The organism is Vibrio metschnikovii CIP 69.14, assembly GCF_000176155.1.
Classification (GTDB): Bacteria; Pseudomonadota; Gammaproteobacteria; order Enterobacterales; family Vibrionaceae; genus Vibrio; species Vibrio metschnikovii.
On sequence record NZ_ACZO01000006.1, the window covers coordinates 861,632 to 882,502 of the forward strand.

The window sequence follows — 20,871 nt, forward strand, 5'->3', positions numbered from 1 at the left end:
ATAGCAAACTCAGCGTGAGCTAATCATCACGCTGAGTTGAGGTTAAATTTAGCGTACGCGAGTTAGCACCACGTTTTGATCCAACTCTTGATGCCACTGCGTGTAATCCAACCCTTTGTCAAAAATAAATTCTGTCACTAGTTGTCTAACACAGGCGATCAACGCTTCTGCACTCCATGGTTTATCAAAATAACGGTTGATGCCTGCGGTGTTTATCGCATTAATCGTATCAGAGTGGGTCGCTTGTCCAGTGAGTAAGACCTTTTTCGTGCCGATAAAACGAGGATCTTGTGTGATCTCGCTGAGTAGTTCAATCCCCGTTTTTCCTGGCATCACATGATCGGAAATAATCAGAGCAATAAACTCACCTTCAGCGTCTAATTCGTCCATCAGTTGCAGTACTTCATCTGCTGATTCACAATCTTCTATCTGCAACCAACTCGCTAACGGTTGCAAGTCTTGCAACACCGCACTGAGCACTTCCCTTTGGTCATCGACACAAATAATATTAAGCTTCTCCATATCCATCCTCGACTGGTAGTTTTATCCTGAAAATCGTTTTCTCATGATTGCTTTTGACAACCGTAGTTCCGCCATAACTGGTCACGATACGCTTCACAATCGCCAACCCTAACCCAAGACCAAACGACAACCCCTCTTTTTTAGTGGTAAAACTGGGCTGAAATATTCTCCGCCGTGTGGCTTCATCAATTTCTGGCCCATTATTGGCAATGGTGATCAAAATGCGTTGTTTATCATAACGAGTATGGATATCTATTTCCGGATGCTCGGTTTGGAGCATCGCATCACAAGCATTTTTAATGATATTCACCCATACTTGTACCCATTCGGTCTGCGACCCCTTTAAGATTGGTAATCCGCCGGGACGCATCCGCACCGAGACTCGACGTAAATCACTTTGCAATAATGCTAATGCCCGATTTAGTGTGTCATTCAGATCCAACTGCTCATCAAAATGGATCTCGCTACGCCCTAATTGTTTAACCGATTTAACGATCCCAACCACATGTTTCGAGGCAACACGTAAATCGTGTAAATCACGCCCCATTTGCCAATAGCGAATCGCTAAATGTGGATTGGCCAGCCAATGAGCGGACAGTGTCTCCTCCGGTACTGCCCGAGCTAATTCACGAGCGAGATTTTTCGGCAATTGATAGCGCTGCGCAAAGTGTGCGCCACGTTCGCGCGCTTCACTCGACGACACTTTTTGCCCATACAGCAAACCAAAATCAAAAAACTGACTGGCTTCGGGATGCACTTCATGCAACAACTCGATAAATAAGCTTTCTAACCGTTCTGTTTTACTGCTTACCACGCCAATTGCGTTGTTCAATTCATGAGAAATACCAGCGGCTAACTGACCTAAGGTCGTCATTTGTTCCGCCATATGTAACCGCTCAAGCGCCTTTTCTTTGGCAACCGCTTCTTGCATTGCGCGTCGTTGACGACGCGAAAGCTCAGCCACAATCACGGGCATAAACTGGGTACTCAGCGGACCGAACTGTTGTGGCTCAATCACTGGCGTATGTCGGTCAATCCAACCGAGCTCAACATCAGTTTGCGCAATCACTGTGGAAGACGCTATCCAATGACCAGAAAAAAAACTGTGTACACCGATAAAGGCACCCGCTGAGGCCGAAAAAATCGGAATCGCCTTCCCCTCTTTTTCTCTAAATTGACCGAGTAGCTCACCTGATTTTACGTAATAGAGGCGATCGTTATAGCCATTTTGCTTAAGAATTATCGAGCCACTGGGTAAACAGATGCAGCGCTGAGCATGAGTAAAATAACGCTCAACTAATACCTGCATCTGTGGATCCATGTTTTCCAGCATCATTAATTAACCAATGTGTCCAATAAAGTGTAAAAACCAAATCATCACAAAACTCATCAACACACCAACAATACCAAGGATAACGCCAACTCGTGCCATTTGATGACTTTGTACATGACCGGTCGCATGAGCGAGAGCATTAGGCGGAGTACTGATCGGCAGTGACATCCCTAGCGAAGCTGCAAAAGTAACGACGAGAATTAAAGTTAACTCACCGCCCAATGGGGTAAGCGATACCATAGAGGTACCCAATGCCGCCATAATTGGCATCAATAAGTTTGCTGTCGCGGTGTGCGACATAAAATTCGCCATCAATAAACATAAGAACGCCGCACCAAATAACACGACATAAGGCGAGTAATGATCAAAAGGAATGCTATTAACCACTAATTCCGCTAATCCTGTTTTATCAAGCGCTAAACCCAGCGCTATACCACCAGAGACTAACCACAACACATCCCAGGAGATTTTTTTCAAATCTTCTTTATTGATGATCCCTGTCACCGAGAACACCGCAACCGGAATTAACGCCACGGTATAAGAGTCCATGCCATGCGTCGATCCCATTAACCATAATAAAATGGTCAGTGTGAAGGTGAGATAAACCACCATCGCTTTCGGCGTTTTAAGAAATTTACCTTTAATACTTAATTCAATGGTTTTTTGTTCTGCTCGATACATAAATCCAATCAGCACCCAAGCCAGCGCCATTAATACGATCACAAAAGGCACACCAAAAGCCATCCATTCACCAAACGTGATTAAGTTATCGCCCACCAAATATTTTAAGGCGATTGCGTTCGGCGGCGTTCCAATGGGTGTACCAATACCACCTATATTAGCGGCAACCGGAATCGATAAGGCGAAAGCAATTCTGCCCGGATCCTTCGGGCCAAAAACGGCGATAACCGGCGTTAAAATCGAGAGCATCATGGCGGTGGTTGCGGTATTGGACATAAACATTGAGAAAATACCGGTGATCAACATCAAACCTAACATCACAAATTTAGGATTTTGACCGAAAGGCTTGAGTAATACCCTGGCCAAGTTGACGTCTAAACGGTACTTAGTCGCCGCCATGGCTAAGAAAAACCCGCCGAGAAATAACATAATGATCGGACTAGCAAAAGTCGCCATGATGTCACTATGTTTTAATAACCCACCAAATTCCGCAAGATGCTGGTTACTTTTAAATAGCCACAAGCCTTTATCCGATAACATCAGTAGTTCTAAAACAATGATCACCACTGAAGTGGCATAAATCGGGATCGGTTCAAATACCCACAATAAGGCCGCTAACAGGAAAATCGCAATCACTCGCTGTTGAATAATGGTCAGCCCCTCAAAAGGAAAAGCAGAGAGGGGTAAAAGGAGGATCAATAAGGGAATCGCTAACGGGACAATGTACTTAATATAGGGGCGTATCATAGTTACTCTTCCTGAGACAATGTGCATAAAAACCACGAATAATGGCCAGATCGCTTATCCACGACCCGTTGATAACTTTTGTTAGTTAATAACTCTTGTAAGTTAATAACTATTACAAATAGTTACAGTTCGAAGCCACCATGAATTATGCCTATACCTGAAAGAAATACTTAGGGGTAGATCAACGAATATCTATTAGTTTCAATCACTAGCGCGGAAAATCAGCAAAACCTCGTCCTGATCTCATCTTGTGAGGAAAAATTTTTTAGTCACCAGCTCTCTTTTTGATGATTTATTGACTATTTTTATAACTAGCAACACAGGTAATAAAAATAGTGATAAAATACACAATTAATTGAACCAAAGTCACAGATTATGGATATCTAACAAATCATTGTTGGATAATAAGTGCACAAGGGAGTTGTGTTTGGTGCCAATCCAATCCACCCAATGTAAGGTAGCTTATTCATGTTTTTAAAAAATATGTCGATTAGCAAAAAATTAGCCAGCGGATTTGGGCTCATTGCTCTTATCAACATTTTATTTGCTTGGTTTTTACATACAGAACACCGTGAGATTAAAAATCAACTCATTAACTTTACCGAAGACACCTTCCCCGCTTTTGAAGCGGTCGATAATATTGGTGATAAACTGTCTTATTGGCGTCGCACTCAATTTGCTTCATTACTTTCTAGCGATCGCAGCGATATTACCAATCGACTCAATCAAAGCCGTCAATTTCAACAAGAAATCGAGGCGGAGTTAAAAAAATACGGGCAAGATATTTGGCCCGGTGAAGAAGAACGTATCTTCAGTCAACTGATGCGTCATTGGCAAAGCTACAATCAAACCATGGTTGAATTCAATCAGGCATTAGCAGCCAACGAGCAGATTAAGGCCTTGGAAATTTTAAACCGTTCTAATCAAGATTTTCGTCAAATTGAAATCGACATAGAGAAACTATCGAAAATTCTTAGCCAAGCGATGGATGGCAATAAAGACTACATCCTTAAAGCCGTCAATCGGATTGATGTGAGTTCGAGTATCATCAATATCGCGATCTTAGTTATTATGGCGCTGGTTACCTATTTTATAACGCAGATCATTTGTGGGCCATTAAAGTTAGTGGTCGCACAATCGAATGCGATTGCCAAAGGTGATTTATCACAAAAACTCAATCGACAAGCGATTGGCAATGACGAGCTCGGTGAGTTGGCCGATGCCTCGATGGTTATGCAAAACAATCTTCGCCAATTAATTGAAGAGACCATTTCAGCAGTGACCCAACTGAGCAGCGCAGTAGAAGAGATGTCACAAATTTCCTCTCAAGCAGCTCAAGGCATGCAAGAGCAGCAAGATCAAATCACACAAGTAGCGACTGCGATGAATGAGATGAAGGCGGCTGTCGCTGATGTTGCCAGTAATACCGAAAACTCGGCGCAAGAAATTGATACCACCAATAAACAAGTTCAAGAAGGCGCGCGCGACAATAAACTGATGGTTAACGCTATCGGCCAAGTCGCAGAAATCATTACTCAAACGGGTCAAACGGTTTCTGAACTTGAACAACAATCCAATCAAATCAATATGATTGTCGATGTTATTCGTGGTATTGCCGATCAAACCAACTTACTTGCACTCAATGCAGCCATTGAAGCGGCCCGCGCTGGTGAATCTGGTCGAGGCTTTGCCGTGGTGGCCGATGAGGTTCGAACTCTTGCCGGACGTACACAAGATTCGACAGGTGAAATTACCTCTATTATCGAAAAACTGCAAAACATGGCCAAACAGGCCAAAGAAGGTACTGATCGCTCATGTTCAAGTATTGATAATTGCGTTGAGCAAGGTAACCATTCACAACAACTCATGCACTCTATCGAGCAATCTATTGCTCAAGTGGCCGATATGGGGGCGCAAATTGCCAGCGCTTGTAGCCAACAAGACTCGGTGGCCGATGAGTTAACGCGTAATATAGAAAATATTCACCACGCCTCTCAAGAAGTGGCTCAAGGTGCCAATCAAACTGCACAAGCGTGTACCGAATTGGCACAACTATCAGTATCATTACAAAATTCGATGATGCGTTTCAAACTTCAGTAAAATACGTTATTCTAACAACCGTTTAGAATACTCTATAAAACGCCTACTCTCTAAACAGACAGTAGGCGTTTGTGTTGTTGGGGCGTCGTTTATCTTCGCGGACTTCCCTTCCGTTTGTTTTTTCAAACGCCCATCACAGATTAAACGCCTATTCTAACGCCTTATCAAAACACCCTGAGATTCTCGCTATACTGATTGTCATATAAAGTTAAGCGAAATTCGATTTTTAAATTTTATGCCCCCCCGATTTGGAGACATTATGCATTTTAAAGCTACGCTACTTTCTATCGCTTTGGCGAGCACCTTACCTTCTTTTCTCAGCCATTCTGCTCCATTAGCGCTTGATACTACCGTCCCTTCTGCTGAGCAAATCGCGCAATCCAATGCTTGGCTCGAAATCAACCTAGGTCAATTTAAAACCAATATTGAACAGTTTAAATCTCACATTAACCCAAGCAGTAAAATTTGTGCAGTGATGAAAGCTGACGCTTATGGTAATGGCATCCGTGGTTTAATGCCGACGGTCATCGAACAAGGCATTCCTTGTGTCGCCATCACCAGTAACGCTGAAGCCCGCGCGGTACGCGAAAGTGGCTTTCAAGGTCAACTGATGCGTGTTCGTTCTGCAACCATTAACGAAATTGCCGCTGTCGCCGAGTTGAACATTGAAGAGTTGATCGGCACCAAACAACAAGCGATGGATCTTGCTCAATTAGGTCAGCGTTTAGGTACGCCTATCAAAGCGCATTTAGCGTTAAATGATGGTGGTATGGGCCGTAATGGCGTTGATATGAGCCATGAAAAAGGGAAACAGGAAGCGCTCAGCATTACTCAGCAAAAAGGCTTACAAATTGTTGGGATCATGACACATTTCCCCAATTATAATCCGGATGATATTCGTGCCAAATTAGCCACCTTTAACCAACATGCTAATTGGCTGGTTGAGCAAGGGCCATTGAAACGCGAAGAGGTTCAGTTTCACGTTGCTAACTCATATACGGCGCTCAATGTACCCGAAGCTCAATTGGACATGGTTCGCCCTGGTGGCGTGTTGTATGGCGATTTACCAACCAATCCAGAATACCTCCCTATTGTCTCATTTAAAACTCGCATCGCGTCACTGCATCACCTACCAACAGGCAAAACCGTAGGTTATGACAGCACTCATATCACCGACAGTGACACCGTATTGGCCAATTTGCCAGTGGGTTATTCTGATGGCTATCCACGAAAAATGGGCAATAAAGCGCAAGTGCTGATCAATGGTCAGTGGGCAAACGTAGTCGGAGTTACCTCAATGAATACCACCATGGTTGACGTCTCTACTATTAAAGGCGTTAAACCTGGACAAGAGGTAGTACTGTTTGGAGCTCAAGGCAAAAAACAAATCAGTGTCGACGATATTGAAACGCATAGCGATATTATCTTCCCTGAGCTTTACACCATATGGGGCACGGCTAATCCGCGTTTTTACGTTAAGTAGTGGAGTTAAACCTATCTTATCTACTTGTCAGGCCAGTGAGTCTTTGAGGCGTTGATCCTTTTCTAGATTCACTCAACTACCAGTCCCCTTATTTCTATCGATAAGGGGACGATTACGCTCAGCGACCATGATGAAACTTACCAACAAATGTTGTTTAGGCGTTTGTAGCAAAAGAAAATTCATATCCTGTTACCATTGCCATTTGTTTTATTTCAGGCAGAATAACCCTTCTTTAGGCTGACCTCGATCGCCTCACGCTATCCTAGCGAATTCCAGCAATAACGGACTGTCTGTCCAATATATCGCTGGGAACCTTTTAGATTACCCACTTCAAGTAAAAGAGTATATGACCCAGAAATCACCCGTTCTTTTTGCGGTAGGTTGCCTACTGATCGCAATGATGGCTATACAATCAGGCTCCTCAATCGCTAAACAACTGTTTCCTATCGTCGGTCCTGGTGGAACGGTTGCCCTGCGCGTGAGTATCTCTGCTTGTATTTTATTGCTCATTTTTCGCCCGTGGCGATTATCGTTAAGCCTTGCGCAGTGGCGATCGATGATCATCTACGGGGCAAGTTTAGGCGGAATGCAAATCTTATTTTACTTTGCTATCGAACGTATTCCATTAGGGATTGGTGTCGCTTTAGAATTTACCGGCCCACTACTCCTCGCGCTATTTTCTTCAAAACGTAAGCTCGATTTGGTTTGGGTTGCTTTGGCGATATCTGGTATGGCGTTGTTACTGCCCGATATGCGGGGAGTTGATGCCCTCGATCCCATTGGAGTTGCGCTCGCATTGGCTGCTGGCGGTTGCTGGGCTGGGTATATTTGGTTTGGGCAACGAGCTGGTACGGTTGGTTCCGGTGGCATGACAGTCGCTATCGGTATGACCGTCGCGGCGCTGTTTATTTTCCCGATTGGCGCTTATAGCGCATCATCCACGATCTTTACTTGGTCAATACTACCGATGGCGATTACCGTCGCGATTCTATCTAGTGCATTGCCTTACAGTTTGGAAATGATGGCGTTAAACCGCCTATCTACCCAGCATTTCAGTGTACTAATGAGTCTAGAACCCGCCGTCGCCGCCATGGCAGGATTTATGATTTTAGATGAAAGATTAGCGCTGTCACAATGGTTCGCTATCGGTATGATCATCAGTGCATCAATGGGCAGCACCTTAAGTGCTCAACGTAGGAAGACTGTCACTTCGTAACCTCTCAACAAAGAGAGAGTGTATTTATTTTGTTAATACACTCTCCCCTTTTTTTGAAACTCAAAACGAACTCAACAGAGTCTACAAACGCTGACCAATTTTTACTGAGCCGTTGGTTTGAAACCATAATGCTTGCGCACGACGGCGGCCTATTAAAATCGGACCATCGTCGTAGAATAAAAAGTTCTTCCAATGGTTTTTAAACACCGACCATTTGGTTTCAATCACATTGTATTTCTCATAACAAAAATAAACCGTTACATCATCTTGCCAATCAATGTGTTCCAGTATCGCTGCTGGTAAAGCAGGATCATCACTTTCCCATGCTTCCATCCATGAGATGTCTTGCTGCCAACTCGCGGCTTTCTTGGGCCAGTCTTGCGAGCTAAAACGCTCAGCATCTGGACTTTGCGCACTGATGTTTTCTTTCCAAAACTGAGCTGAGCGTGACGGGCTCATCGGTTTTATCTGTGCTTGATCACTCTCGGACACGGGCATTGATTGATGCGTGAAAATCCATTTTCTTGAATACTGTTCCAAAGGCAAATACGACATGAGATGTCCTTAGACGTTAAACCAGCGCATGCTGGTAATAAATAAAATGAGATACCTAAATAAACGGCGAATGAAAAGTGACTTATCGATTGATTGAAGTACTGGCTTGCCAGTTTGGATTAATCAACGAAACCAGCACATGATCCTGCCATTGACCATTAATTAATAAATAATCTTTGGCCAACCCTTCTCGGATAAAGCCAACTCGCTCAAGTACCGCAGCACTGCGATGATTCGTTGGCATATAAGCCGCCATAATACGATGCATGTTTTGTTGTTTAAACAAAGATTCACAGGCCATATGAAGTGCCCGAGTCATAATATAACGCCCTTGGGCAGACTCGGCTAACGAGTAGCCAACGTGACAAGCATAAAAGGGAAAACGCGTGACGTTACTGAACGAAATCGTGCCAACAATTTGTTGACTATTCACCTCAATGATTAAGCAATAGTATCCGAGAGCTAAACGATGCAACTCTTCCAGTTTGATTAATCTCTGCTGCCAACCGGTAACTTCAAAAAAAGCCGCTTCGCGTTGAGGCTCCCACGGTTTTAAATAATCACGATTAGTCACAAAATAATCAGCCAGTGCTTTAGCATCCGCTAATTGAGCACTGCGTACAAGAATCTCCCCATCACTGACCAACATCGCTGTTGTTCCCTTAGCCATTAACGTTTCCTAATCCCATAATCACGTAACTTATTGGCTATTGAGGTATGTGAAACATTCAAACGTTTAGCGAGTTTTCGACTGGATGGAAACGACTGGTAAAGCTTGTCTAAAATTTGTGATTCATAGTCTTTCATAATGTCATCAAGCGAGCCATCAAGGTTTACCGTCGATAAGCTCAAGCCGCTACTGTCTACCGCTGGCAAATGAAAATAATCGACCTGCAATTGTTCGCCATCCATTTCTGTCAACGCACGCAACACCATATTGTCTAACTGGCGTATGTTACCTGGCCATGGATATTGCATTAACTGATCCACTAAACCTTCGGCGTATTGCGGCTTCACCATGCCTAATTTATGGCTGTGTTTGGTTACAAAGAGCTCCAAAAGCGGTTGAATATCGCTAGGACGCTCGCGTAGTGCTGGAATACGCAAGGTTAATACATTCAGTCGATAGAAAAGATCTTCCCGGAACGTGCCTGAATCAGCCAATTCGGCCAAATTATGACGAGTAGAGGCAATCACGCGGACATCGATATGAATTTCATGCTCTTCGCCAACTCGACGAAAGGTTCCGTCTTGTAAGAAGCGCAACAATTTGATCTGTAGATGAGGGCTCATTTCGCCAATTTCATCTAAAAATACCGTGCCACCGTTCGCTTGTTCAAAAATCCCTTTATGCCCTTGTTGATGATTAAAAGAGCCCGGAGCATGCCCAAAAAGCTCGGTTTCTGCGACATCATCGGGCATAGAGGCACAGCTTAACACTAAAAAGGGAGCGGTAGAGCGGTGAGAACGGTGATGACAAGCTCGAGCGAGCATCTCTTTTCCGGTCCCCGTTTCACCTTCAATTAATAACGGCTGATCGAGCATAGCTAATTTTTTAGCATGATTTATCAATGCCTTATGGCGATTAGATACACCAACAAAATGCTCAAAACCTAATGAATTGTGTATCGATAATCGATCGTGGCCGTGTACTGTGGTGACCTTAGAACGTAAGATCATCATCGAGCTCGCCAACGTGGCATCATGGGCTGAATTACCAATATAAACTGGCATTAGCTCCATGGTATAGTCTAGCCCGTCAATCACAACCGCTTCACGAATCGGCGCTTTACTGCCATCGACCCAACGTGAAAAATTAAACAGCGGTAACACTTGAGAAATGGGCGTTCCGATCACTTCCTCACTGGGCTTATTCAAGAGTGCTAAGGCACTTTGATTGGCCATATCGACAAAGCCTTTTAGATCAATCGCTAATACGGCATCGGGTAGATTATTGAGCAAGGAAATCAGTTCAGTATTATGACGTTCCATCGGCATAAACTGAATTTTACGAACATCTTTGACGCCAGAAATACGGCGAATTTCCGCCATTAATTCACTGAAAGTATCAAAATCAATATCTGGGCAATTAAGATAAATAATGCCTATCACATCAATTTCGATACCTCGCAAATCGATTTTTTTTGAAGCGAGGATCTCAAGAAGCTCTCGGGTTAAGCCGAGTCTATCTTCACAAATGACTTCTAGACGCACTGAATGTTATCCTAAGCAGAAAGTGTCACGAAAAGTTGACAGTAGTTTCTATCAACCTCAGCACAGCGTCAAGTGATTCTCGTTAAATCCTCTGGCTTGCCCCAATACTTTCTGTAACCAAGCCAACAATGCGCTTCATAAAGCGAATTATTGGCTTACCAAAGCAGTAATTTTTGCCACGATTTGTTTACGTATTGCACTCAACTTAACCACTCGATTCTTTTGCCACGGTAATGGCCTAAGTAGCGAAATGGCTTTTAGACCTAAACGAGCGGTCAGTAGCCCAACTCCGAGCCCTTGACCTGCACGAGCAGAGAGTTTTTTAGTCAGATCCATCGATAACAGATCCATGCTAGCATCAATGGCCAATTCACTCGCTCCTGCAACCGCCATGTTGACTAATACGGCTTTAAATAGCTGTAAACGAGACCAATAACCAAGCTCAATGCCGTACACGTCTGCTAAACGATCAATCATCGTAAAATTACGCCAAGCGATCAATAACATATCCACTAAGGCTAAAGGACTGATCGCTACCAATACGGCGGCTTCAGTGGCATAGCGTGAGACGATTTGAGTGGCCTGTTTATCTTGTTCATTGACCACCATCGCATCATATAACTCGATGATTTCAGCATCGCTGTGGCTATTATCAATACTCTTCAACCAGCGTTGATAAGCACTACTATGCAAGTTAGTGTGACTTTTATTGGCTAGCATCGTACAAAAAACTTGTCCTTGCCCTAGCCCATCTTGCTGGATCAATTGCTCGGCTTGCTCTTGCACAGAAAAATGCTGACGTAAGCGACGCAGTGTCCACAGCTCCTTCCCTAAACGCCCAATACCCAAGCTCGCTAAGAGCGTCAACAAAATAACCCAAGCCAGATCAAGCCAGTTAGCCGATTGGATCGCGGTATAAATACTCTCTATTGCTTGCCAACCGAGTAAGGTAGAAAAAGCAATCAATAGACTCACTACCATCCATTTTTTCTTCCGCTTAGGACGAATGACTTGTTCAAGCTGGCTCTCTAATTCGGTTTCCGGCGCTATGCTTGACTCGGTAATAAACCGCTGCTGATCATTAAAGGTCGCAGATGCAGCGATGACTGGTTCAGGCTCGGTTTGCTTGAGTGGTTGATTAAAAATTTGCTGATTTTTTAAATCCGTCATGTCAATTTATCCCCAATCAAGATCTCTAATGCTTTATCCATCCGAATGTGCTGACAAGGTTGATCGTCGAGACTCGGCATAGGACGAAAAGCAATAAACTTAAACTGATGATGCTGCCAATAGTCAGGATGAGGTAGTTTTTTCGGGACATCTCCGGGGTATAGAGTGATCGGTTGCCCTTGTACATCGATCCCTTGAATAGCCGAAATTTTTTGATGATGACTCTCAACATAGCCCGATTGAGTCGCTCGAATCGACGCAAGACTGATACAACGCATCTCAATATTTTCGTAAGCGGCATGTTGCCAAGCCGGATGAATCATCTGCTGCAGCAATGACACCATATTCGGATGCTGATCAGGCGTCACATGATCGGCTTTGGTGGCCGCAAAAAGCACTTTATCAATCTTCGGTGAAAATAAACGGCTGAGTAAGCCACTGCGACCATAACGAAAACTGTGCATAATCTGTTCTAGCGCACAACGCATATCCAAAAACGCTTCATGACCAGCATTTAAAGGCGATAAACAATCGACCAAAACAATTTGCCGATCAAACGTAGCAAAGTGTTGTTTATAAAACGCCTTAACGACCTTATTTTGATACTCTTGATAGCGTGAGAGCAGTAATCCTAACATCGAGTTTTTTGCAGGTTTATTTTGTGGATCAACATGACGACAAGGAAAAAACTGCAACACCGGCGCTCCCGCAAGTTCTCCTGGTAATACAAAACGTCCCGGTTGAACCCAATGCAAACCATGCAACTTGCATTGATGAAGATAATCAGTATAAAGCGCAGCAATCTCGGCCAATTGCGCTTCATTCGCTTCTTGTTCAAGATCAAGCTTATCTATCGCGTTTAACCAAGGTTTCGCTAACTCTGCACGTTGACCATGTAACGCATTAAACTGCTGAGCCGACCAAGTATAAAAATCCAAATTTAACAGTGGTAAATCCAACAACCATTCACCAGGGTAATCAATAATATCCAGATACAAGGTTGCCGTGCTGCCCAGTAATTTTTTACTGCGTTTATGCGGGCGATATTTAATCACTAAACGAATTTCACTGACATCGCGGGTAGGTACTGGCCAGTTTGGCGGATCAGCATGAAGCTGCTCCATCGCCTGATCGTAACTGAAACGAGGCACCATAAGATTACTTTGTGGGATACGCTTAGCACCAATAATCCGTTTATCACGCGCCGCGGCTAACAAAGGTAACTGATCATGCGTGGCCGTATGCAGCAGTTGATTCACTAACGAACTAATGAACGCAGTTTTACCTGCTCGCGATAAACCAGTGACCGCAAGACGAACATGGGCGTCTAAACCTCGGTGCAGAAGTGCACTCATCTCTTGACTGATTCGCTGCATAGCTTGTGGGTTTCCTCAGTAAATGTTGCCATTTTAGATCAAGATAATTAATCGTCTTCAATCAGTTTGTAAATGACAAATAAGCTTATTTGTAGCAAAACAAACAGAACACAACTAGTAATAACATATTTACTGTAAAAAATAGAAAGACCATGAAAAATCAGGTCATAACTTAATAACGCGGCTAATACGATAGCAACGACGATTTGTAACAATCGAATAAAACGTGGCATGGTTTCTCCTCTGAAATTCTATTAACAATGCTGGTTATCGGTTATTTCTCATCCTGAACTACTTTGTTAAATCGCACTGATAGTCTGTTTGTCAATGGCGATTGTTCCTCGATAGTCACAACAAGATATGCATAGACCAGATAAAGAAAAGGTGTAGCGTTATGCTACACCTAATAGTCACTTGAGCTCAATTTGCTCACACATTTATTTAGCTCTGCTGAGTGGCTTCAGCGATTTTGACTCGCCAAGTATCCGGACCAATCTGATGAGCGTTGGCTCCGGTCGAATCCACTGCAACCGTGACTGGCATATCTTCCACTTCAAACTCATAGATAGCTTCCATACCGAGATCTTCAAAAGCGACAACGCGCGCTTTCTTAATCGCTTTAGCAACAAGATACGCCGCGCCGCCAACGGCCATTAAATAGACTGCTTTATTTTTCTTTATCGATTCAACGGTCGCTGGGCCACGTTCGGCTTTACCAATCATGCCCATCACGCCCACCTCTTCAAGCATCATATCGGTAAATTTATCCATGCGAGTTGAGGTTGTCGGTCCCGCAGGCCCTACGACTTCATCGCCAACCGCATCAACAGGGCCAACGTAGTAGATGAATTTATCTCTTAAATCAACGCCTTCAGGAAGTTTCTCTCCGTTTTGTAACATGGTTTGTAGGCGTTTATGCGCCGCATCACGTCCGGTTAAAATTTTACCCGACAGCAATACGGTTTCACCGGTTTTCCATTGCTGAGTCTCTTCACGAGTCACCGTATCTAAATTCACTCGACGGGTATTCGCGCCCGCTTGCCAAGTAATTTGTGGCCAATCTTCAAGCTTAGGTGGGGTGAGTTCTGCAGGGCCACTGCCATCTAATGTAAAATGCACATGACGAGTTGCCGCGCAGTTAGGGATCAAACACACTGGCTTAGAAGCCGCGTGGGTCGGTGCCGATTTAATTTTCACATCAACCACCGTAGTTAAACCGCCTAACCCTTGAGCACCGATACCGAGTTTATTGACTCGATTGAAGATATCTAAACGTAGCTCTTCTTCAGCATTTTGTGGGCCACGCGCAATAAGATCTTGAATATCAATATGTTCCATCAAAGATTCTTTGGCCAGTACTGCCGCTTTTTCTGCCGTGCCACCAATACCAATGCCGAGCATACCTGGTGGGCACCAGCCGGCTCCCATGGTCGGTAACGTTTTTTCCACCCACTCTGCAATATCATCAGAAGGGTTAAGCATTGCCCATTTTGGTTTTGTTTTCACTGCCGCCCCCTTTGGCAGCAATTTGGATTTCTACTTTATCACCCGGGACCATATTAATGTGCACTACGGCAGGGGTATTGTCCTTGGTATTGATCCGTTTGCCCGCAGGATCCATCAGTACCGACGCTCGTAAAGGGTTATCTGGGTTGGTGTAAGCTTGACGAACCCCCTCGTCCACCATCTGCTGTACGGTCATATCGGTAGAATCCCACTGCACAGCCATACCGATATTAACGAAACAAGTGACGATACCGGTATCTTGACAAATAGGACGGTGACCCTCTGCTGACATACGCGAGTTAATTAAGATTTGCGCAATCGCATCTTTAGCGGCTTGGCTCTCTTCACGATGGTAGGCTTGTTCTAGCGCTTGGACAAAATCAAGGGGATGGTAGTAAGAGATGTATTGTAATGCGTCAGCGACACTGCTGATCACATCTTGTTGGCGAATTACCGTCATTGCATGCCTCATTATTGTTATGTGTTCACTAGCTGAAACCGAAAGCACAATGTAAAGTCAGTAAAGCCAAAGGGCAACAAACGACTGAATTAAGCGCTAAGATCAAGAAACAGCTTTCTTTCAGGCTTTTATGATACTCTTGCTTTCCTCTATGTGCTACGCAGTGAAGTGACCCATTGTCACAAATTACACAAATGAACGTTGAAGAAAAAAAACTTATTCAAGTGCAGCCCATCACTTACCAAACCGATCTCGCTCAACAGTTTTTTAATCGCATTGAGCAGCGACCATGGGCAATGCTACTTCGCTCTGCTTCGACCCAACATATCGATAGCCGATTTGATATTTTGGTCGCCAATCCCATTGCGACCCTAGTCACTGTCGGTAACGATACCACCATTCAGCAACCGAGTGGTGTGACATCATCACAACAAGACCCTTTTACGCTGCTAGCCGAGCTGCAAGAACGCTATTTACCCGCTGAGGTTTATCACAGTGAGTTGCCTTTTGTCGGCGGCGCGCTGGGCTATTTCGGCTATGATTTAGGGCGTCGGATAGAACCATTAGCAGAACAAGCACAACACGACATTGCTATGCCAGATATGGCGATTGGTCTTTATGAATGGGCACTAATCGTTGATCATCAACAACAGGCAGCTTATTGGGTTGGCATCAATATTGACCAAGCACAGACTTGGTTTGCTTCGATTAAGCCTTCTGCTCAGCAAAACTTTCAACTGACCAGTGCGTGGTCATCGAACATGAGTGCTCAACAATATCAGCAGAAATTCAATCAAATCGAAGCGTACTTACTTTCCGGTGATTGCTATCAAATTAATCTAGCGCAACGCTTTAGCGCGGATTATCAAGGTAGTGAATGGCTTGCCTATCAACGACTAGAACAGAGCAATCTTGCGCCCTTTTCTGCTTTCATTCGCTTAGAACAAGGCGCGATTCTTAGTGTCTCTCCTGAGCGTTTTTTGCAAGTGAATCAACGAGTGATTGAAACTAAACCGATTAAAGGCACTCGACCACGCCATCAAGATCCTCAACAAGATAAAGCACAAGCTAATGAGCTCGCGCAAGCCGCCAAAGATCAAGCTGAGAATTTAATGATTGTCGATCTGCTGCGTAATGATATTGGTCGTGTCGCTAAACCAGGTAGTGTTCATGTACCTAAGCTCTTTGAAATCGAGAGTTTTCCTGCAGTGCACCATTTGGTCAGCACGATTCGCGCCCAACTTGATGAGCAATATCAAGCGACGGACTTACTGCGTGCAAGCTTTCCCGGTGGATCGATTACTGGTACGCCAAAAGTCCGAGCGATGCAGATTATTGAAGAATTGGAACCACATCGACGCAGCGCTTATTGCGGTTCAATTGGTTATATCAGCCGTCATGGCAAAATGGATACCAGTATTACTATCCGGACTTTGGTTGCGCATCAACACAAAATTTACGCTTGGGCCGGCGGTGGTATCGTCGCCGACAGTCAATGGCAAGCCGAATATCAAGAAACGTTAGATAAACTCAGCCGTATTCTGCCAATTCTTGAACAATAGGCTAAATTTATAAGAGCTATCAAACGACTTGGAGTTGCAGCTAAGCGGCCAATCCATCGATTACTCTCAGCATTGAACTACGCTGTGATTCGGACGCTAACACGACTATCGCTTCAAGTCGTAAACGAACATGATGATTAAGCAAACCGATGAGGGTGGATGATTCCATCGGACACCTTTTACCTAAGGAGAACGAGGCATGATCAGTAAACAACAACTGATGCAAGATTTTTTACTCAAAACCCCCGTTGGTTACCATGCCCAGTCACTCAACCGTGCAGCTCACTTACAGTCAGCCTCATTAAGAAAGGCCTCGGTATTGGTCGGGTTTGTCGAACGGCCACAAGGGCTCAGTGTTGTTTTAACTAAACGCGCCGCCCATCTTAAGCATCATCCTGGACAAATTAGCTTCCCAGGTGGAAAATATGAAGCGAGCGATGGCACACTTTATCAAACGGCCAAAAGAGAAGCGCACGAAGAGATCGGATTAGAAGCCAAATACATTAAGATCCTCGGTCAATTGCCTGAGCTTGTGACCATCAGCCAGTTTGCGGTGACACCAGTGATTGCATTCATTGATCCCCGTTATGAAATGTCAATTGATACTAACGAAGTCGAAGAAGTCTTCGAGGTTCCAGCCGCTTATCTTTTCGATCAAAAACATTTACTCAGTAATACCTTTTTAATAAAAAACTCCCTGCATAAAGTCTTCGCCTTACCATATAAACATCATTTTATATGGGGTATGACAGCACAAATAATCCAAGCACTGCAAAAACACATTAATAGTGATAGATAGCCTTTGAAATGATTAATTTACGTACACCTCATATTATCACTGACCTATTTTTACTCAAAAAAGCAATCGTTTGCCTTGCTGGTTTATCATAAAATGACACCTTCAAATAACCTTAACCAACCCAACCATTAACAATTCCCACATGTGGCACAGTTTTTTCGTGATCAATCAGGGGTTTTTGACATATCATTCAACAAGCGCAAACAATTCATGATTTAGATCTATTTTTTATTGTAAAAAAACCTGCAAAATTGCGCTCGACTTATTTCCTGTTCCCAAAATGAGTAAATTAAACATGAATACAACCACAACGGTTACATCAGCCACACAATCCACTGGCAAGTGGACCTATAAAGATTTTGTATGGTCGCTTTCCCTTTTTGGTACCGCCGTCGGTGCTGGCGTTCTTTTTCTGCCAATCAAAGCTGGTGCGGGTGGCTTTTGGCCGCTTGTCATTCTTGCGCTTATCGCAGCACCAATGACTTGGTTTGCCCATAAAGGTCTCGCTCGCTTTGTTCTTTCTGCAAGTAACACTGACTCTGATATCACCGATACCGTCGAAGAACACTTTGGTAAAACTGGCGCCAACCTTATCACTTTTGCTTACTTTTTCGCCATTTACCCTATTGTTCTGATTTACGGCGTCGGGATTACTAATACCGTCGACTCTTTCCTCGTTCACCAATTTGGTATGGAATCCATTCCTCGCTGGTTACTCTCTGGCGCGTTAATTTCATTAATGACCGCTGGCGTTGTTTTTGGTAAAGAGTTAATGCTCAAAGCTACTTCAGCGATGGTTTATCCTCTGGTATTTATTCTACTGGCTTTATCTGTGTTCCTTATTCCTGATTGGAACACTTCCATGATCGAAACCTCTCCAGATTGGTCTACCGTTCCGCTGATTGTCTGGTTAGCTATTCCTATCATCGTGTTCTCTTTTAACCACAGTCCAATCATCAGCCAATTTACTAAATCACAACGTCAAGAGCACGGTGAGCATGCGGTCGTGAAAACCGATATGATCACTGCTGGCGCAGCAATGATGTTAATGGGATTTGTGATGTTTTTCGTCTTCTCAGTCGTGTTGTCTTTAACACCTGAGCAGTTAACCATGGCACAAGAGCAAAACATCAGTGTGCTTTCATACATAGCCAATGTGCATGAATCACCACTGATTTCTTATCTTGGTCCTATCGTGGCACTTGCGGCGATCACTTCAAGCTACTTTGGTCACTTCTTAGGTGCTCATGAAGGTTTAGTGGGATTGGTAAAATCGATAAAATCTCGCTCGTGTTCATCGTGCTGACCACTTGGATTGTTGCAATCGTTAACCCAAGCATCCTAGGTATGATAGAAACCATGGGCGCACCAATGATTGCTGCTATCCTATTCATTTTACCGGTTTTTGCGATGCAAAAAGTGCCAGCGATGGCCAAGTTTAAAACTAAACTACCCGTACAAATATTCACAGTTATTTGTGGTTTTGCCGCGATTAGTTCTGTAATCTACGGCGCTCTTTAATCTCTACATCCGCGTATGAGTGAAAAGATACCTGAAGCTTGAAGAATAGCGTGATCAACCACGCGGTAACCTCAAACTAGACAGGTAAAATATAACAATAAAAGCCTCCCTTCACTAAGGGGGGCTTACTTTTGAGGCAATCAATATGATTAGTGTATTTGATATCTATAAAATTGGTGTCGGACCGTCGAGCTCACACACGGTTGGCCCAATGAAAGCGGGTAAACAATTTATTGATGATTTACGAGCAATGGGAAAGTTGCGCGACATCACTAAAATCACCGTGGATGTTTATGGATCATTATCACTGACAGGGAAAGGTCACCACACGGATATCGCCATTATTATGGGCTTAGCGGGTAATACCCCAGAAAAAGTCGATATCGATGCGATTCCAAGCTTTATTGCTCGCGTTACTGAAACGGAGCGCCTTCCTGTTGGCATGCACTGCCATACCGTTGATTTTCCTCGTGAAGGCGGCATGAATTTTCATAAAAGTAATTTGTCATTACATGAAAATGGCATGCAAATTCACGCTTGGGTTGATGATAATCCTGTCTACTCAAAAACCTACTACTCTATTGGTGGCGGGTTTATTGTCGATGAAGAAAATTTTGGTAAAGAGATTGAATCTCCAGTCCAAGTTCCCTATCCATTCACGAGTGCCGAACAACTTCTTGCTCAATGCCAAGAGCATGGCCTTTCTATCAGCACTTTAGTGATGGCTAATGAGAAAACCCTTCATTCAGACGAAGAGGTTCGTACTTATTTCGCCAATATCTGGCGCACCATGCGTGAGTGTATGGAACGTGGTCTCAATACTGAAGGCATTTTGCCGGGTCCTTTGCGTGTTCCGCGCCGTGCCGCTGCACTACGCCAACAACTGTTAACCTCTGAAAAAACCACCAATGATCCGATGGCGGTCGTCGATTGGGTTAATATGTACGCCTTTGCCGTTAATGAAGAAAACGCAGCAGGCGGTCGCGTGGTAACAGCACCAACTAATGGGGCTTGTGGCATTATTCCAGCGGTATTAGCGTACTATGACAAATTTATCCAAACCGTAACCGAGAAAGATTACATTCGTTACTTTGCTACCTCAGGCGCTATTGGTGGTTTGTACAAGCGTAATGCTTCTATCTCTGGAGCTGAAGTGGGTTGTCAAGGTGAAGTGGGCGTAGCATGCTCAATGGCAGCGGCTGGTTTAGCTGAGCTCCTCGGGGGCAGTCCTGAGCAAGTGTGTATGGCCGCAGAGATTGCTATGGAGCATAACCTAGGTCTTACCTGCGACCCGGTTGCAGGGCAAGTTCAAGTACCTTGTATCGAACGTAACGGGATTGCTGCCGTGAAAGCGATTAACTCCACTCGTATGGCGATGCGTCGTTCATCGGCTCCCCGTGTCTCTTTAGACAAAGTGATCGAAACAATGCTTGAAACAGGTAAAGATATGAATGCTAAATATCGCGAAACCTCCCAAGGTGGATTAGCGATTAAAGTGATCTGCTAATCTTCCTCAACGATTGATCTTCCCAAGCCTGATACTTATGCATCAGGCTTTTTATTTTCCCTTTCTCCATCTTTACTTAGCTTTACCGAACCGCCGCTTGTTTTATCTCCAGATAACGT

16 protein-coding genes and 2 pseudogenes are annotated in these 20,871 nt (G+C 44.1%); 7 read left to right on the plus strand and 11 right to left on the minus strand.

Annotation, left to right across the window (positions count from 1 at the left end):
* Positions 1-48 precede the first annotated feature (48 nt).
* Genes VIB_RS07350 through VIB_RS07360 form a run of 3 tightly spaced genes read right to left on the minus strand, consistent with a single transcriptional unit; the run spans position 49 to position 3,280 of the window.
* On the minus strand, positions 49-522 hold the full coding sequence (locus tag VIB_RS07350) for a response regulator (RefSeq protein ID WP_004395326.1): 474 nt from the start codon (positions 520-522) through the stop codon (positions 49-51).
* Entirely contained in the window at positions 509-1,831 is a 1,323-nt protein-coding gene (locus VIB_RS07355; protein WP_004395327.1) for an ATP-binding protein, read from the minus strand. The genes VIB_RS07350 and VIB_RS07355 overlap by 14 nt, the downstream gene beginning before the upstream one ends.
* A 30-nt stretch (positions 1,832-1,861) precedes the next feature.
* Entirely contained in the window at positions 1,862-3,280 is a 1,419-nt protein-coding gene (locus VIB_RS07360) for an SLC13 family permease (protein WP_170904812.1), read from the minus strand.
* Positions 3,281-3,751: 471 nt separating this feature from the next.
* Here VIB_RS07360 and VIB_RS07365 point away from each other — a divergent pair, with 471 nt between their 5' ends.
* The 3 genes from VIB_RS07365 (at position 3,752) to VIB_RS07375 (ending at position 8,082) form a co-directional block, all read left to right on the plus strand.
* On the plus strand, positions 3,752-5,383 hold the full coding sequence (locus VIB_RS07365) for a methyl-accepting chemotaxis protein (protein WP_004395329.1): 1,632 nt from the start codon (positions 3,752-3,754) through the stop codon (positions 5,381-5,383).
* 259 nt (positions 5,384-5,642) lie between these two features.
* Positions 5,643-6,866: an alanine racemase gene (gene alr, locus VIB_RS07370; RefSeq protein ID WP_004395330.1), complete on the plus strand. Its 1,224-nt coding sequence runs from the start codon at positions 5,643-5,645 to the stop codon at positions 6,864-6,866.
* Positions 6,867-7,212: 346 nt separating this feature from the next.
* The gene (locus tag VIB_RS07375) at positions 7,213-8,082 is read left to right on the plus strand and encodes an EamA family transporter (RefSeq protein ID WP_004395331.1); all 870 of its coding nucleotides are present in this window, start codon (positions 7,213-7,215) and stop codon (positions 8,080-8,082) included.
* 81 nt (positions 8,083-8,163) lie between these two features.
* Here VIB_RS07375 and VIB_RS07380 read toward each other — a convergent pair whose 3' ends face one another.
* The 7 genes and pseudogenes from VIB_RS07380 to VIB_RS07410 form a co-directional block, all read right to left on the minus strand.
* Positions 8,164-8,637, minus strand: coding sequence for a DUF2947 domain-containing protein (locus VIB_RS07380; RefSeq protein ID WP_040904328.1), 474 nt, complete (start codon positions 8,635-8,637; stop codon positions 8,164-8,166).
* Between the two features lie 82 nt (positions 8,638-8,719).
* Positions 8,720-9,307, minus strand: coding sequence for a ribosomal protein S5-alanine N-acetyltransferase (gene rimJ / locus VIB_RS07385; RefSeq protein WP_040904330.1), 588 nt, complete (start codon positions 9,305-9,307; stop codon positions 8,720-8,722).
* Entirely contained in the window at positions 9,307-10,851 is a 1,545-nt protein-coding gene (gene tyrR / locus VIB_RS07390; protein WP_004395334.1) for a transcriptional regulator TyrR, read from the minus strand. The genes rimJ and tyrR overlap by 1 nt, the downstream gene beginning before the upstream one ends.
* A gap of 147 nt (positions 10,852-10,998) precedes the next feature.
* Positions 10,999-12,021 (minus strand): YcjF family protein, encoded by a 1,023-nt coding sequence (locus tag VIB_RS07395; protein WP_004395335.1) that lies wholly within the window; start codon positions 12,019-12,021, stop codon positions 10,999-11,001.
* A complete protein-coding gene (locus tag VIB_RS07400; RefSeq protein ID WP_004395336.1) occupies positions 12,018-13,397 on the minus strand; it encodes a YcjX family GTP-binding protein in 1,380 nt (459 codons plus the stop codon). The genes VIB_RS07395 and VIB_RS07400 overlap by 4 nt, the downstream gene beginning before the upstream one ends.
* A gap of 47 nt (positions 13,398-13,444) precedes the next feature.
* A complete protein-coding gene (locus VIB_RS07405; RefSeq protein ID WP_040904331.1) occupies positions 13,445-13,630 on the minus strand; it encodes a hypothetical protein in 186 nt (61 codons plus the stop codon).
* Positions 13,631-13,838: 208 nt separating this feature from the next.
* Positions 13,839-15,363 (minus strand): annotated as a pseudogene (locus VIB_RS07410) (fumarate hydratase).
* Positions 15,364-15,557: 194 nt separating this feature from the next.
* Here VIB_RS07410 and pabB point away from each other — a divergent pair.
* Complete coding sequence (gene pabB / locus VIB_RS07415) at positions 15,558-16,925, plus strand: aminodeoxychorismate synthase component 1 (RefSeq protein WP_004395339.1); 1,368 nt, start codon at positions 15,558-15,560, stop codon at positions 16,923-16,925.
* 40 nt (positions 16,926-16,965) lie between these two features.
* On the opposite strand, the gene VIB_RS18195 is transcribed toward pabB, so the two are convergent.
* Positions 16,966-17,094 carry a hypothetical protein gene (locus VIB_RS18195; RefSeq protein ID WP_256593111.1) on the minus strand — a complete coding sequence of 43 codons (129 nt, stop codon included), beginning with the start codon at positions 17,092-17,094 and terminating at the stop codon, positions 16,966-16,968.
* 30 nt (positions 17,095-17,124) lie between these two features.
* On the opposite strand from VIB_RS18195, the gene VIB_RS07420 reads away from it, so the two are divergent.
* From VIB_RS07420 to VIB_RS07430, 3 genes and pseudogenes are all read left to right on the plus strand, one after another.
* Entirely contained in the window at positions 17,125-17,724 is a 600-nt protein-coding gene (locus VIB_RS07420) for a CoA pyrophosphatase (RefSeq protein ID WP_040904333.1), read from the plus strand.
* A gap of 295 nt (positions 17,725-18,019) precedes the next feature.
* A pseudogene (locus tag VIB_RS07425) lies at positions 18,020-19,245 on the plus strand (aromatic amino acid transport family protein).
* A 145-nt stretch (positions 19,246-19,390) separates the two neighbouring features.
* On the plus strand, positions 19,391-20,752 hold the full coding sequence (locus tag VIB_RS07430; RefSeq protein ID WP_040904335.1) for an L-serine ammonia-lyase: 1,362 nt from the start codon (positions 19,391-19,393) through the stop codon (positions 20,750-20,752).
* Positions 20,753-20,871: the final 119 nt, after the last annotated feature.